Origin of the sequence: Shewanella sp. SM32 (assembly GCF_025654235.1) — a bacterium.
GTDB lineage: Bacteria > Pseudomonadota > Gammaproteobacteria > Enterobacterales > Shewanellaceae > Shewanella > Shewanella oncorhynchi.
In genome coordinates, this window is record NZ_JAKKRO010000010.1 from 46,157 (window position 1) to 61,625 (window position 15,469).

The following is a 15,469-nucleotide window of genomic DNA, read 5'->3' on the forward strand; positions in this document are numbered from 1 at the left end:
TAGGAAAGCATGATGGGCATTCAGATCCTGCCTCCGCAATTAGCCAACCAAATTGCGGCGGGGGAAGTGGTTGAGAGACCCGCTTCCGTAGTCAAAGAATTGGTCGAGAATAGCCTCGACGCAGGAGCGAGCCGAGTCGATATTGAAATCGACAAAGGCGGTAGCAAGCTGATTAAAATTCGCGATAACGGATCTGGCATACCTAAAGATGAACTCGCGCTAGCCTTATCGCGCCATGCGACCTCAAAGCTGCACACTTTAGACGATCTTGAAGCAATCCTTAGTTTTGGTTTCCGTGGTGAAGCGCTAGCCAGTATCAGCTCAGTCTCACGTTTAACTTTAACTTCACGCACGGCTGAGCAAACCGAAGCGTGGCAAGCCCATGCTGAAGGTGCCGACATGGCAGTTAAAGTGATGCCCGCCGCGCATCCAGTTGGTTCGACGATTGAAGTGGTGGATTTATTCTTTAATACACCGGCTCGCAGACGCTTTTTAAAGAGTGACAAAACCGAATTTACCCATATCGATGAATGGTTAAAGCGCATTGCATTAGTGCGTGGGGATATCCATTTCACGCTGACGCATAACGGTAAGATAGTACGTAATTATCGTCCCGCCGTGAATGAAACCCAGTATTTACAGCGTTTGACGCAAGTGTGTGGCCGTCCATTTGCCGAGCAAGCGCTTAAGATTGAATGCCAACACGATGATTTGCGCCTCAGTGGCTATTTGCAGTCACCTTGGTCACTGGTTATCAGCGATACCCATTACTTTTATGTCAATGGACGCCTTATCCGTGATCGCTTGGTCAATCATGCAGTGCGTCAAGCCTTTGCTCAAAAAGCAGAACTTGAACAACCCGGCTACGTGCTGATGTTGGATATCGATCCCCATCAAGTGGATGTTAACGTGCATCCCGCTAAGCATGAGGTGCGATTCCATCAGAGTCGCTATGTGCATGATTATATTCTGCAAGCATTGCAATCGGCGCTGGAAGAAGCAGGAGAGCTCAACTTCGTTCACTCTAGCTCTTTGTGTGAGGTTGAAGATGTGTTTGTGGATGCCCCGATAAGCGCCACTGAAATCTCAGCCCCTTTTGTACTTGGCGCTGATTCAGCTCAAGTTAATGCGCAAGCTGATACACTTGAGTCTGCTCAAGATACAGTTGCCCCTGCCGTTCAAGTAAAGTCTCTAGGCGCAGGACGAGAAGGCGCCAGTTTTGGCACTCAAACGAATGCTTTTGGCAGCATGACAACACCAAGAGACAGCAGCCGTGGCAGTTATTCTGCAGGTGAATCTCGGCAACGTACTGAATTACCGTCAAAGGCGGCAATAGCAAGTTATGGTGCTTTACTGCAAACCCCTTCTTACAGTGTAAAAGATCAAGATTATCAGTCTGTGTTACCTATGCCATCGATATTAGATGGGCAATATTGGGTGATGACGTCGGAAGATAAACTCAGTCTATTATCAATAAAATCAGTAGCATTGGCGACGCGATGCCAAGAGGTTGAAGCTAAACTAGCGACTGGGCTAATTGGTCAGCCTTTATTAATGCCAGTGTCTGTCGCGGCTGATGCGGATTGGCAGGCTGTGCTCACTGAACACGACACGCTGATCCGCCAATTAGGTTTAGAACTAACAATTCGTTACCAGCAGTTGATTATTAAAAAAGTGCCCCCATATATCAGAGAGAGCCAGTTAGCCAAAGTGATCCCTGAGTGGCTACAATCGCTACGTTTTGAAACTCCTGCGCCGAGCGCATTGGCGTTTTGGTTGGCAAAACACAGTTTAACGGGATTCGTTTCAGCACCAGAAGTCTGGTCAGCATTTTCGCAGTTAGCTGAAGAGAAAAAACAGCTTATTGCCAACAAAGCGATATTCTTACCTTGGCAATCGTGGCTAGAAGAGCAAGCAAGTGAATAAAGAATTACAGCCTAAAGTGTTATTTTTGATGGGGCCAACGGCCTCAGGTAAGACAGCTTTAGCATTAGAATTGGCCGAAAAGCATAACTGTGAAATCATTTCGGTTGATTCAGCATTAATTTATCGCGGTATGGACATTGGCAGTGCTAAGCCTTCAGCAGACGAACTGGCTCGCGGGCCACACAGATTAATTGATATTCGTGATCCCAGTGAAAGCTATTCGGCAGCCGACTTTAGAGCCGATGCAATAGCCGAGATAGAACAGATTATTAGCATGGGGAAAACGCCAGTATTAGTTGGCGGAACCATGATGTATTTCAAAGCGTTACTCGAAGGTTTGTCACCTTTGCCGAGTGCGGACGAGGCCATTAGGGCCGAGATCCAAGCGGAGGCGGATGAAAAGGGATGGGAAGCACTGCATGACCAATTAAGGGAGATAGATCCCGTGTCGGCAGAAAGAATTCATCCTAATGATCCACAAAGACTTTCAAGAGCGCTGGAAGTCTATAGAATAAGCGGCAAGAGCATGACTAAGTTGACTCAGACCAAGTCTGCTCCCTTGCCTTATGACGTAGTGCAGTTTGCTATTGCACCGCGCGAGCGCAAAGTGTTACATGACTTAATAGCGCAACGTTTTGCGATTATGCTCAAACAGGGCTTTATTGAGGAAGTCACAGAGCTAAAAGCCCGTGGAGACTTGCATTTAGACTTGCCTTCAATGCGTTGTGTCGGTTACCGACAGTGCTGGCAATACCTAGATGGTGAGTTTGACTATGATACTATGGTCGAAAAAGCGGTTGCTGCTACTAGGCAATTAGCTAAGCGTCAATTAACATGGTTGCGGAGTTGGCCAGAGTTGAATTGGCTTGAAAGTGGTGCTGAGGGGAATTTAGTTATACTTATGCGTCAATGCCGCTAGCTTATTAGCCCTTGCTGTATAATACTAAAACTAAACAAAAAACTATCACTGATATCGATTTATTTTATATAAATTAAAAAGGAAATAATAAAATGGCTAAGGGGCAATCTTTACAAGACCCATTTTTGAACGCATTGCGTCGCGAGCGCGTTCCTGTATCAATTTACTTGGTTAACGGCATTAAACTCCAAGGACAGGTAGAGTCGTTTGATCAATTTGTCATTCTGTTGAAAAATACAGTGAGCCAAATGGTTTATAAACACGCTATTTCTACTGTCGTGCCAGCACGCCCATTCAACGTTACTGGTCACCAAAATGCCCAAGGCGGATATGGTGCTCAAGATGATGCGCCTAGTGGCGAATAAGTATTATCTGAGGAGTTTGCTTCTTGTTTGATCGTTATGAGGCGGGAGAAACTGCGGTTCTTGTCCATATCGACTTTTCCGATGAGGAACGCCGAGAAGATTTAGTCGAGCTGCAGCTATTAGTAGAATCAGCTGGGGCAAGATCAGTCGGGGTGATTACTGGAAGTCGACGTTCACCGGATCGCAAATTTTTTGTGGGTTCTGGTAAAGCCGAAGAGTTAGCTGCATTAGTGGCGGCGACTGAAGCCAATGTGGTGATTTTTAATCATGCATTGAGTCCAGCCCAAGAGCGTAATCTTGAGCAAGTGTGTCAGTGTCGTGTGCTCGACCGTACGACACTTATTCTCGATATTTTTGCCCAAAGAGCGCGAACTCACGAAGGTAAGTTACAGGTGGAGCTAGCGCAATTGCGCCATATGTCGACTCGCCTGATCCGTGGTTGGACGCATCTTGAAAGGCAAAAGGGCGGTATTGGTTTACGTGGTCCAGGGGAAACCCAGCTCGAAACCGATAGACGTTTGCTCAGAGGACGAATTAAAAATATCAACAAACGCTTAGAGCGAGTTGATAAGCAACGTGAACAGAGTCGACGTGCACGTAAGCGTAGTGATTTGTCGACAGTTTCATTAGTCGGCTACACAAACGCGGGTAAATCAACGCTGTTTAATGCTCTAACATCATCTGATGTTTATGCTGCAGATCAGCTATTTGCCACACTCGATCCTACGCTAAGAAAGTTAGATTTACCTGATGGTGCCGTGATATTAGCGGATACTGTAGGGTTTATTCGTCATTTGCCCCATGATCTCGTTGCTGCATTTAAGGCAACCTTACAAGAGACAAGGCAAGCTGAGTTATTACTACACATAGTTGATTGTGCAGATGAAAACATGGCGGATAATTTTGATCAGGTTCAATCTGTACTGAAAGACATCCAAGCCGATGAAGTCATGCAACTCGTGGTCTGTAACAAAATCGATTTACTCGAAGATGTGACGCCAAGAATTGAATATAACGACATAGGCAAACCCGTTCGAGTTTGGGTTTCAGCACAGAAGCGTTTAGGATTTGATTTGCTATTGAAAGCCATCACTGAGCTTATTGGTGAGGTGATTAAAGAGCTAACACTTAGAATTCCGGCAACTGCTGGACATTATCTTGGCCAGTTTTATCGACTGGATGCGATACAGCAGAAAGAGTACGACGATCTGGGGAACTGTATTTTGTCTGTTCGTTTATCGGACGCCGATTGGCGCCGATTAACAAAACAGAGTCAGGGTGAGTTAGAAACCTTCATCTTCGAAGATTCGATAGATGAAGCTGTTTGTTAATAATCTAATTTATTTCATCCACTTATGGAGTGCTAAATGGCTTGGAACGAGCCCGGTAACAAGGGTAATGATCCTTGGGGAAATAAAGGTGGTAACGACAAAGGACCACCGGACCTTGACGAGGTTTTTCGTAATCTTTCAAAGCGCTTTGGCGGCAAAGGAAATGGCTCAGGCCAGTCTTTTAGTTCGTTTAGCCTAATCATCATTCTTGCTGTTGCTGTAGTTGTTTGGGGACTTTCGGGTTTTTATACAATTAAAGAAGCTGAGCGTGGTGTGGCACTGCGATTTGGTAAACACGCTGGCGAAATTGGCCCTGGACTTCATTGGAAAGCCACATTTATCGACCAAATTTATCCCGTCGACATTCAATCGGTTCGCTCTATTCCTGCGTCTGGTAGCATGCTGACATCCGATGAAAACGTCGTGAAAGTTGAGCTTGATGTTCAGTATCGTATTTTAGATGCTTACTCATATCTATTTAGTGCCGTCGATGCGAACGCCAGTTTGCGTGAAGCGACTGACAGTGCACTGCGTTATGTCATTGGACATAACAAGATGGATGATATTCTGACTACGGGCCGTGATGCTATTCGTCGCGATACTTGGAAAGAGTTAGAGCGCATTCTTGAACCGTACAAATTGGGTCTTGCTGTTGTTGACGTTAACTTCTTACCGGCCCGTCCGCCAGAAGAAGTGAAAGACGCCTTCGATGATGCGATTTCTGCCCAAGAAGATGAACAACGTTTTATTCGTGAAGCTGAAGCTTATGCCCGTGAAATTGAACCAAAAGCTCGTGGTGAAGTTGAACGTATGGCGCAACAAGCGAATGCTTACAAAGAGCGTGAAGTCTTAGAAGCTCGCGGTAAAGTGGCTCGTTTTGAGTTGTTATTACCAGAGTATCAAGCTGCGCCTGAAGTGACTCGTAAGCGTTTGTATCTTGATACAATGCAGCAAGTGATGACAGATACGAATAAAGTGCTGATTGATGCTAAGAACAACGGCAACTTAATGTACCTACCGCTAGATAAGTTAATTCAGCAGAAGCCTGCGACAAATGAGCTGGAAGCTAAGCCACAGCAAAATGTTAATTCTTCATCTGTATCAACGACTCGCGCGAATGAGCCTTTGAGTGGACGTCCATCCCGCGATGATCGTACTCGCCAAGGGAGGGAGTAATCCATGGGTAGATTAAGCGTTATTCTTATCGCCGTGCTCTTAGGTATTGGTTTGTCATCTTTAATGGTGGTGAATGAAGGCGAGCGCGCTATTGTGGCGCGTTTCGGTGAAATTTTAAAAGACGACGTTGACGGTAAGCAAGTCACCCGCGTCTACGGCCCAGGCCTGCACATGAAAGTGCCTGTGATCGATAAAGTAAAATTACTCGATGCTCGTATTCAAACACTTGATGGTGCAGCTGATCGTTTTGTAACTTCAGAGAAGAAAGACCTTATGGTCGATTCCTATGTGAAGTGGCGCATTATGGATTTCGAAAAATATTACCTGTCTACAAACGGTGGTATTAAGTCGAATGCAGAATCGCTATTACAACGTAAGATCAACAACGATTTACGCACAGAGTTTGGTCGTCGCACTATTAGAGAGATTGTTTCTGGTAAGCGTGATGAACTGCAAAATGATGCGTTATCCAATGCCTCAGAAAGTGCAAAAGACTTAGGTATTGAAGTTGTTGATGTGCGTGTAAAGCAAATCAATCTACCGGCTAACGTCAGTAACAGTATTTACCAGCGTATGCGTGCAGAGCGTCAAGCTGTGGCAAAAGAGCATAGAGCGCAAGGTAAAGAGCAGTCTGAAATTATTCGTGCAACGATAGATGCTAATGTGACGGTGAAGATTGCCGAAGCTGAACGTAAAGCCTTAACCATTCGAGGTGAAGGGGATGCGTTAGCAGCGAAGATATATTCTGATGCTTACAACAAAGATGCTGAGTTCTTCGGTTTTGTTCGTAGCTTAGAGGCTTATCGAGCCAGCTTCTCAGGCAAGTCCGATATTATGGTGTTAGAGCCTGATAGCGAGTTCTTCAAGTATATGAAGAGCACTGCACCTAAGAAGTAATACATTAAAAGTATTCATTTAATAGGTCCTGTTACTCAGGGCCTATTTTTTTATCTGACGATTGTTAACTTAGTTTGAAAAGTCTGGGCTAATTTATATTAGCGATGCATGCTTTATGCCGATATCACAGACAAGAAGCTTAAAATATGATCCAAATGAATTAAAATGGGTTAATAGTTGGGTCTTTTTTAGGCTTTTTTTAAAAAACACGCAATCTCCCTAACTTACTTGCGTGTTTTCACTATGATCTGCTTCTAATTTTTAGCTATAATGAGCCCCGCTTCAAACTTCGATTTTTGACCCTAGTGATGACTAAGGGTTGAAAGTCTTTGAAATATAAAAATTCCAACACCCTCTGGGAGATAAGTGGATGAGCAATGCGCCAGTCGATACCGGACGTCGCAGATTCCTGACAGCCGCAACCGCCGTAGTAGGTGGTGCTGGTGCCGTCGCTGTAGCGGTTCCTTTCATCAAGTCATGGAATCCGAGTGCCAAAGCGAAAGCTGCAGGTGCACCGGTCGAAGTAAATATCAGTAAAGTAGAGCCAGGTCAGCTGATCCGTGTTGAGTGGCGTGGAAAACCTGTATGGGTTGTCCGTCGCACAGATGCTGTGATCAATGAACTGCCAACACATGATGATAAGTTAAGAGATCCTGCTTCTGCTGAGATGCAGCAGCCTGATTATGCAACAAATCCTTTGCGCTCAATTAAGCCAGAGTATTTTATTGCTGTCGGTATTTGTACCCACCTCGGATGTTCACCTACTTATTTGCCAGATTCATTTGGTGAGCAAGTTGAAGGTGTCACTTCTGGTTTCTTCTGTCCATGTCATGGCTCTAAGTTCGATATGGCTGGTCGCGTTTTCCAAGGCGTACCAGCTCCATTGAACCTAGTTATCCCTCCACATCAATACGTTGATGATGGCACCGTGATTATCGGTGTAGATAAAGGAGTGGCGTAATGGTTAAGAATTTAATTAATTGGATTGATGCGCGTATCCCAATGACGGCGACTTATAACCGTCACGTGGGCCAATACGCTACGCCAACTAACTTTAACTTTTGGTATTTTTTCGGTTCGCTAGCGATGTTGGTATTAGTTAACCAATTACTGACAGGTATCTGGTTGACGATGAACTATGTACCAACAGCAGAAGGCGCATTTGCCTCTGTTGAATACATAATGCGTGATGTTGAATACGGTTGGTTGCTGCGTTATATGCACTCAACGGGTGCATCAGCCTTCTTCGTTGTGATCTATCTGCACATGTTCCGTGGTTTAATTTACGGTTCATATCAGAAGCCTAGAGAACTACTGTGGCTGTTCGGTATGTTAATTTTCCTCGTGTTGATGGCCGAAGCCTTTATGGGTTATTTGCTGCCATGGGGTCAAATGTCATATTGGGGCGCGCAGGTAATTATCTCTCTGTTCGGTGCAATTCCAGTTATTGGTGACGACTTAACCCTGTGGATCCGTGGTGACTACGTGATCTCTGGCGCAACGCTGAACCGTTTCTTTGCGCTGCACGTTATTGCTCTGCCGCTAGTATTAGTCGTACTCGTGTTTTTACACTTAATTGCGCTGCATGAAGTGGGTTCTAATAACCCTGACGGTATCGAAATCAAGAAGAACAAAGACGAAAATGGCTGGCCAGTTGACGGTATTCCATTCCACCCATATTACACTGTAAAAGACATCATGGGCGTCGCGGGCTTCCTGATAGTGTTCTGCTATGTGTTGTTCTTTATTCCTGAAGGCGGTGGTTACTTCCTTGAAAAGCCAAACTTTGAAGCGGCTAACTCGATGAAGACTCCTGAACACATTGCACCCGTTTGGTACTTCACTCCTTTTTACGCCATTTTACGTGCTGTGCCTGATAAATTGGGTGGCGTGATAATGATGGGTCTGTCGATTGCAGTACTGTTCGTATTGCCTTGGTTAGATCGCTGTAAAGTGAAGTCAGTTCGCTACCGTAGTACGCTACATAAGCTGAACATTGCTCAATTTGCTATATCTTTCATAGTATTGGGTTATTTAGGGGTAGTGCCTGCCACGCCGACGCTGACGATAGTTGCACAGGTGTTTACTTTCACTTACTTTGGTTTCTTTGTGGCGCTGTGGGTATACAGCAAGAATGAAAAAACTAAACCTGTTCCAGCGAGGTTGACACACTAATGAAAAAATTATTGATTGCATTAGTTACCTTGTTGCCGACGTTGGCTATGGCTGCGAGCGGACATAAAATTCATTTAGAAGATGCCAATGTTGATCTGCATGATAAAGCTTCTTTAGAGCGTGGTGTGGACCTGTTCCAACATTACTGTTCTGGTTGCCACAGCACTCAGTATCAACGTTATGAACGTGTAGCGACCGATATCGGTATCTCTGCGGATGATATGCGTAATAAGTATATGTTCACCGATGCTAAAATTGGTGAATTGATGCAAAACGCTATTCCACCTAAAGATGCTGCTAAATGGTTTGGTGCTACACCGCCAGACTTAACTTTAGTTGCTCGCGTGCGTGGTGAAGATTGGGTTTATTCCTATCTGAAAGGCTTCTATAAAGATCCAAGTCGCCCATTTGGTGTGAATAACACAGTATTCCCATCTGTTGGCATGCCACATGTACTCGAAGAGTTACAAGGCACACCAGTTAAACAAGAAGATGGCACTATTGTGGTGACTGGCGGTAAATTGAATGCGGAAGAATACGACCAAGCAGTACGTGATATCACTGGCTTCTTAGTTTATTCGGCTGAACCTGTTAAGCTAGAGCGTCAAGCTATGGGCTGGTGGGTACTCGGATTCCTATTTATATTCTTTATTGTGGCCTACCTCTTGAAGAAAGAGTATTGGAAAGATGTACACTAGGCACCAATAACGGGTAAAATGTAATATCCGCATAGTGTAAACGGGGGGCTTTGCCCCTCGTTTACTTTTGTTTTATTTCGATTCTGGAGGGTATCAATGGCTGTTGCTGCCAACAAACGCTCTATCATGACACTGTTTTCAGGTGCTGATGATCTGTATAGCCATCAAGTACGTATCGTGTTAGCTGAGAAAGGGGTTACTGTTGATGTTTTACAGGTCGACCCTAACGAAATGCCTGAGGATTTGCTCGAAGTAAATCCATATAACTCAGTGCCAACTTTGGTAGACCGTGAACTCGTTTTATACGAATCACGCATTATCATGGAATATTTGGATGAGCGTTTTCCTCATCCGCCTTTGATGCCAGTTTATCCAGTGTCTCGCGGCCAAAGCCGTTTGATGATGCATCGCATCGATACTGACTGGTATTCGCTCGTTGACCGTATCCGTAAAGGTGATCGTGTTGAAGCGGCTCGTAAAGAGTTGACTGAAAGCCTGATCGCAATTGCGCCTATCTTCGGTGAAGTGCCTTACTTCATGAGCGAAGAATTTGGTCTAGCGGATTGCTACCTTGGCCCATTGTTGTGGCGTTTACCTGTATTAGGTATTGAGCTAGATAGCCGTGTAGCTAAAGATATCAAAGCGTATATGACACGTATTTTTGAGCGTGAATCGTTTAAAGCTTCTTTAACTGAAGCCGAACGCGAAATGCGCATGGGTATGTAATGAAACCTTTGACTCCAAATCGTCCTTATTTACTAAGGGCTTACTATGATTGGTTGATGGACAACCAATTGACTCCTCACGTTGTGGTTGATGCCTTTGTTGAAGGCACTCAAGTACCGCAGCAATACGTGAAGGATGGCCAGATAGTGTTGAATATTGCTGCTGGCGCAGTGGGCAATTTGCAAATTAGCAATGAGTGTGTGGAGTTCAATGCGCGTTTCGGTGGTGTTCCCCAGCAGGTGATGTTGCCAATGGCGTCGATTGTCGCTATTTATGCCCGTGAAAACGGTGCTGGCACTGTCTTCGATATTGAAGATGCTTACCTGATGGACGATGAAGTCGATTCATCTTTATCCGTTGTTGAAACAACAGATAAAGCGTTTGAACCGACAGATGAGCCCCCTAAACGTCGCAGTCATTTAACTGTGGTTAAATAACTGTGGTGAAATGCCCAAGTCGTTTAAAAACTAAGCCAGTCTAATGACTGGCTTTTTTGTCGCTGTATTTTATCGCCGTAATTGGTTAAACCTTAAGTACAAGGTGTGATAGCATTTGCGCCCGCATTCATCCGTTAGATATGCGTTACCTTTACCCATTTAGACCAATGGATCTTGTATGTTGCTAATGATCGATAATTACGACTCTTTCACCTTTAACTTAGTGCAGTATTTTCAGCAGCTAGGGCAAGAGATAGTGGTTAAACGTAATGATGAAATTAGCCTAGCCGACATCGAGGCGCTTGCGCCGACTCATCTAGTGATTTCGCCCGGACCTTGCACACCTAATGAGGCGGGGATCTCCCTCGCGGCGATTGAGCATTTTGCCACGTGCATGCCGATCCTAGGTGTCTGTTTGGGACATCAGGCGATGGCACAGGTTTTTGGTGCCAATGTCGTGCGTGCCGAACGGGTAATGCATGGCAAGGTCAGTGCCATTGCGCACACGGGACAGCGGTTATTTAAGGGATTAAATCAGCCTTTAACCGTGACACGTTATCACTCGTTACTGGTTGATGCTGTGCCTGAAGGTTTTGTACTCGATGCTTGGTTTGACGATGCAATTCACGGCCGAGAAATCATGGCCATGAGCCATCAAGACTTACCGCTTTATGGGGTGCAATTTCATCCCGAATCAATTCTCACCGAGCAAGGTCTCGAACTGTTAGCCAATTTTTTAGCGCAACCGGCTGTGCCCGTATAATTTCCTCGCCTTAAAAACTCTCCACACTATCAATTTCTGTTACAAGATTTATCCTTCTTTTAAGCAAGTTTAGCGATTAACTATGCTATAACTGCCGAAAAACTACGCGAATAGGCGAAACCAGCAGATAAGTAGACTGGGTCATTTAGCCATTGCGATAACAATAAAAGGAAGGATAAATGAGAAGCGTAATGCGAAATTTGGGTTTTAGTGCGTTAGCGGTTGCCGTATTGGCAGGGTGCGCAGCGACATCGACTGAAACTGCAACTCCCGTAATAGCTCCGCCAGCATTCCAAGTTCCCTTAGCCCAACCGCCACAAGTTTCACAGGCGCTTACGCTTAATCAAATTATAGCAAATCCTGATTGGATGGGGATCTTTGCCAAAGAGGCTTACTGGAGCGACGATAGCCAAAGCGTGCTGTTTGCCCGCCAAGCGAGTGCTTCACCTTTGCGTTGTTATTATCAGCAAGGCATCAATGACAGTCGCGCCGTAGAGCTAGCTCTCGATAAGTTACATGCGGCAGATCAGCAGTTTGGCGTGTTTGACCGCACTAAGTCCCACAAGGCCTATCTGTATCAAGGCAACATTTTTGTTAAGCAATTAAGCACGGGTAAAATCAGCCAACTGACTCGCCAGCGCACCGCCATCGATGGTGTGCGTTATCTCAATAATGGAGATATTGCCTATTGGCAGGGCGACAATGTTTTCCAAATTCATCAAGATTCTGGCTTAGTCGAGCAACTTGCTGAAATTAAAATGGCGAAAGCACCAGAAGCGGTAAAAGAGCCGACGTCTTATATTGCAAAACAACAGCACAGATTGATTCAGTATGTAGCGCTGCAGCAAGAAAATGCTAAAGCTAAAGCGCAGTACCAAGATGAATTACAAAAAAACGATCCTACGCTCGCCGCCAGCACTTGGTATTTAGGCGATAGCGAAGTGGTGTCAGAGCTGAGTTTATCACCCGATGGCCGCTATATTTTAGTCGCTCTTACAGATAAAAATTACACAGGTAGCAGCGAACACGACATCATGCCTAATTACTTAGGTAGTGGAGGTTATATCGACCCAGTGCCAGTGCGCGCGCGCGTGGCTGAAGATACGCCACCAGGGCAACGTTTTGTTGTGCTTGATTTAAACCAACATAAAAAAGTCGATATCACAATCGAGGGCCTTACTGGTTTTGATGAAGATGTGCTAGCCAAAGTGAAAGCTGAAAATGCTAAAGCGAAAGGCGAAACTTATCAAAGCACTAAATCGCCACGTAAAATTCAGTTGATGCAGGATTGGGGCTGGACTCAGAGTGCGATTCAATGGCATGAGTCGGAAAATAAATTAGCCCTGATGCTAGAAGCAACTGATAACAAAGATCGCTGGATCGCCAGTGTCGATCTTGCTAAGGGTAAATTCATTACCGAACATCGTTTGCATGATGATGCATGGGTGAATTACGACTACAACCAATTCGGTTGGTTACCGGATACGGATACCTTGTATTACTTGTCAGAAGAGTCCGGTTATTCGCAGCTTTATATTAAAGCTCAAGGCGAAAAGCCGCGTGCGTTAACCCAAGGCAAGTTTGTGGTGAGTGATATTACGCTGTCACCGGATGCCAATTACATCTATTACAAAGCGAACCAGAGTCACCCTGGCATTTATAACGTTCACCGCGTGAATCTTGCCACAGGTAAAAATGAGCAACTAACCCAGTGGGATGGCAACTTAGATTACAGCTTAAGCCCCGATGGCACTCAGCTATTACTCAATGCTTCACGCCGTACTCAGCCAAATGAGCTTTATGTTCAACCCATTGGCGGCGAGTTAAAGCAGCTGACGTCTTATACCAGTGATGCCTTCAAAAATTACCCATGGCAAGCGCCAGAAGTGGTAGTAGTACCTTCAAATCATGGTGCTGGCAATGTGTACGCTCGAGTTTATCTGCCGCAAGGCTATGATAAGTCCCGCGCTGAGAAATATCCTGCGGTGATTTTCAATCACGGCGCAGGTTATCTGCAGAATGCCGATTATGGTTTTAGCGGTTATTTTCGCGAGTTTATGTTCCACAACCTGCTGACTCAACAAGGTTATGTTGTGATGGACATGGATTACCGTGGCTCTAAAGGTTACGGCCGAGATTGGCGCACTGCTATTTATCGCAATATGGGTCATCCAGAAGTGGAAGACTTAAAGGATGGCGTAACGTGGATGGCGACTCATACCCATGTCGATACTAAGCGTGTCGGTACTTATGGTGGCTCTTACGGTGGATTCTTAACGTTTATGTCTTTGTTTACCGCGCCGGACTTGTTCCAAGCTGGAGCTGCATTGCGTCCTGTGGCGGACTGGGCACATTATAATGCGCCTTATACCTCTAATATCTTAAATACGCCTGATGTCGATCCTATCGCCTATGAGCGCAGCTCTCCTATTGAGCATGCCCAAGGATTAACTAAACCACTGCTTATCATGAGTGGCGTAATGGACGACAACGTTTTCTTCCAAGACAGTGTGCGTATGGTACAGCGCCTCATTGAACTGGAAAAACCAACCTTTGAAATGGCGATTTATCCTGTCGAGCCCCATGGTTTCCGTCAACCTTCTAGCTGGTTAGATGAATACCGCCGCATCTATAAGTTATTTGAACAAGAACTCAAATAATTCAGTTCGATTTCTTTTAAAGGTCTCCTAGTCGAGGCCTTTTTATTGGGTAACTGACTAGGAAATATCCGATATAACTCTTTGTTTGCGTTCTGCGACTTTGCATTATTGCTAAGATTAAGTGTATGTGCTGAAATTGTAATGATTTTGAGAGTTTGATTGTGTTGACGTCACTCGGGCATTAGCGATATAGGAAAGATTTATAGTGGCGATTTCGGTTGCGGGCGGTGTAAGACCCGGCAAAATTATAGAGATAGAACATAGACTCTATCAACAATTGATCCTCGGAAAGCAAAAAGCGAGCCCGACTCTTTTGGATGAACTCGACCTTGAATTAGAGGCCGATGCAAATAAGTTAGATGTTGAACGCGAAGCGATTTTGGTGCGTTTGATGAAACAAATTAAAGCTAAAGAAGTGTTTGAAGCCGTATCGAGCCAGTTGCATGAAACTGTCATTAACGCCATCGAGCATCAACTCGCGTCCCCTGAATCTGTTCTGGCTAAGTCAGATATCAATGAGTCGCAAATCCTCTTGCTGGAATTATTGCTGGCAAAAAATCTCGATGCAACGCGATTAAGACCACTGATCAGTAACTTAAGTTGGTTGTGCCGCGACTTAACCAACATGGTCAACAGCCCATCTTTTCGCGCTCGCCGGTCTCAGAGCTCAGATGTGCGGGTCACTGATATCAAATTAGTGATGAATTACATCGGTATCGAAAACCTTCGCACTATTATCCCTTACTTCTGTTTGCGAAATTGGCTTCCTAGTGGCAATGCTAAGTTGTTATGGACTACCCGTAAATTATGGCGCTACAGCATAGTCAGTGGTATAGCGGCAAATGCTTTAGCTCAGCTTCATAATACTGACTCAGCCTTGGTTTATAGTAGTGCCTTACTTAATCAGTTAGGCACATCCGTTGTATTGAGTTTAAGTGCCCGTTTATTCGACCAAACATGGGGATCTTGGATAAGAGAAGCCAGTAGCAGCCGTGATAAGGAAGTGTATGATGCGGTGATTGCCACTGAGTTTCCTGCTAAGGCCGTATTTGAACAAGTGCTAAGCCATGGTCTTAAACTTAATTGGCAATTATTAGAGTTACTTAAGTTTGAAGCGAGTCCCTTAACTCGGTTGTTAAAGGAGTTAGACCAAACCTTAAGCTATCGAGAATTGTCGCCTCAGTCGGCATTAGTCGCGCGGGCAAACTGTTATGCTAAGGTGGTATTGCTCGAAGAAATGCGTCAAATCGATCCCCAAGAAAAGCGCTTAATGTTTGATTATTATGAGTTAAATGAGCAAGAAGTACTGCGCTTAAAAGCACAAAACTATAGGAAGTTAGATCTGCTGTAATCCTCGGTCTGCTACGTAGCGCCATGATTGCGGCGTTTAAGTAGA

Annotated in this window: 14 protein-coding genes; all 14 read left to right on the top strand. The window is 44.9% G+C overall.

What is annotated here, in order from left to right; translation table 11 throughout:
- Positions 1-12 precede the first annotated feature (12 nt).
- The 14 genes from mutL (at position 13) to L5M10_RS06260 (ending at position 15,424) form a co-directional block, all read left to right on the top strand.
- Positions 13-1,926 (top strand): DNA mismatch repair endonuclease MutL, encoded by a 1,914-nt coding sequence (gene mutL, locus L5M10_RS06195; protein WP_411568903.1) that lies wholly within the window; start codon positions 13-15, stop codon positions 1,924-1,926.
- On the top strand, positions 1,919-2,845 hold the full coding sequence (miaA, locus tag L5M10_RS06200; RefSeq protein WP_263235883.1) for a tRNA (adenosine(37)-N6)-dimethylallyltransferase MiaA: 927 nt from the start codon (positions 1,919-1,921) through the stop codon (positions 2,843-2,845). The genes mutL and miaA overlap by 8 nt, the downstream gene beginning before the upstream one ends.
- Positions 2,846-2,937: 92 nt before the next feature.
- Positions 2,938-3,210, top strand: coding sequence for an RNA chaperone Hfq (gene hfq, locus L5M10_RS06205; protein ID WP_006084207.1), 273 nt, complete (start codon positions 2,938-2,940; stop codon positions 3,208-3,210).
- A 23-nt stretch (positions 3,211-3,233) separates the two neighbouring features.
- Positions 3,234-4,541 (top strand): ribosome rescue GTPase HflX, encoded by a 1,308-nt coding sequence (hflX, locus tag L5M10_RS06210; RefSeq protein WP_028761769.1) that lies wholly within the window; start codon positions 3,234-3,236, stop codon positions 4,539-4,541.
- Between the two features lie 36 nt (positions 4,542-4,577).
- Positions 4,578-5,717 (top strand): FtsH protease activity modulator HflK, encoded by a 1,140-nt coding sequence (gene hflK, locus L5M10_RS06215; protein WP_028761770.1) that lies wholly within the window; start codon positions 4,578-4,580, stop codon positions 5,715-5,717.
- 3 nt (positions 5,718-5,720) lie between these two features.
- Positions 5,721-6,614 (top strand): protease modulator HflC, encoded by an 894-nt coding sequence (hflC, locus tag L5M10_RS06220; protein ID WP_113939145.1) that lies wholly within the window; start codon positions 5,721-5,723, stop codon positions 6,612-6,614.
- Between the two features lie 370 nt (positions 6,615-6,984).
- Positions 6,985-7,575 (top strand): ubiquinol-cytochrome c reductase iron-sulfur subunit, encoded by a 591-nt coding sequence (petA, locus tag L5M10_RS06225; protein WP_006080059.1) that lies wholly within the window; start codon positions 6,985-6,987, stop codon positions 7,573-7,575.
- The gene (locus tag L5M10_RS06230; protein WP_105250274.1) at positions 7,575-8,789 is read left to right on the top strand and encodes a cytochrome b; all 1,215 of its coding nucleotides are present in this window, start codon (positions 7,575-7,577) and stop codon (positions 8,787-8,789) included. Before petA ends, L5M10_RS06230 begins: the two co-directional genes overlap by 1 nt.
- On the top strand, positions 8,789-9,487 hold the full coding sequence (locus L5M10_RS06235; protein WP_105250273.1) for a cytochrome c1: 699 nt from the start codon (positions 8,789-8,791) through the stop codon (positions 9,485-9,487). The genes L5M10_RS06230 and L5M10_RS06235 overlap by 1 nt, the downstream gene beginning before the upstream one ends.
- A gap of 96 nt (positions 9,488-9,583) precedes the next feature.
- On the top strand, positions 9,584-10,213 hold the full coding sequence (sspA, locus tag L5M10_RS06240; protein WP_006080065.1) for a stringent starvation protein SspA: 630 nt from the start codon (positions 9,584-9,586) through the stop codon (positions 10,211-10,213).
- On the top strand, positions 10,213-10,650 hold the full coding sequence (locus tag L5M10_RS06245) for a ClpXP protease specificity-enhancing factor (protein ID WP_105250272.1): 438 nt from the start codon (positions 10,213-10,215) through the stop codon (positions 10,648-10,650). The genes sspA and L5M10_RS06245 overlap by 1 nt, the downstream gene beginning before the upstream one ends.
- Before the next feature lie 178 nt (positions 10,651-10,828).
- Positions 10,829-11,413, top strand: a complete 585-nt coding sequence (locus L5M10_RS06250) for an anthranilate synthase component II (protein WP_263255035.1) — start codon at positions 10,829-10,831, stop codon at positions 11,411-11,413.
- A gap of 179 nt (positions 11,414-11,592) precedes the next feature.
- The gene (locus L5M10_RS06255) at positions 11,593-14,073 is read left to right on the top strand and encodes a S9 family peptidase (protein ID WP_263255036.1); all 2,481 of its coding nucleotides are present in this window, start codon (positions 11,593-11,595) and stop codon (positions 14,071-14,073) included.
- A gap of 205 nt (positions 14,074-14,278) precedes the next feature.
- On the top strand, positions 14,279-15,424 hold the full coding sequence (locus L5M10_RS06260) for an HDOD domain-containing protein (RefSeq protein ID WP_263139774.1): 1,146 nt from the start codon (positions 14,279-14,281) through the stop codon (positions 15,422-15,424).
- Positions 15,425-15,469: the final 45 nt, after the last annotated feature.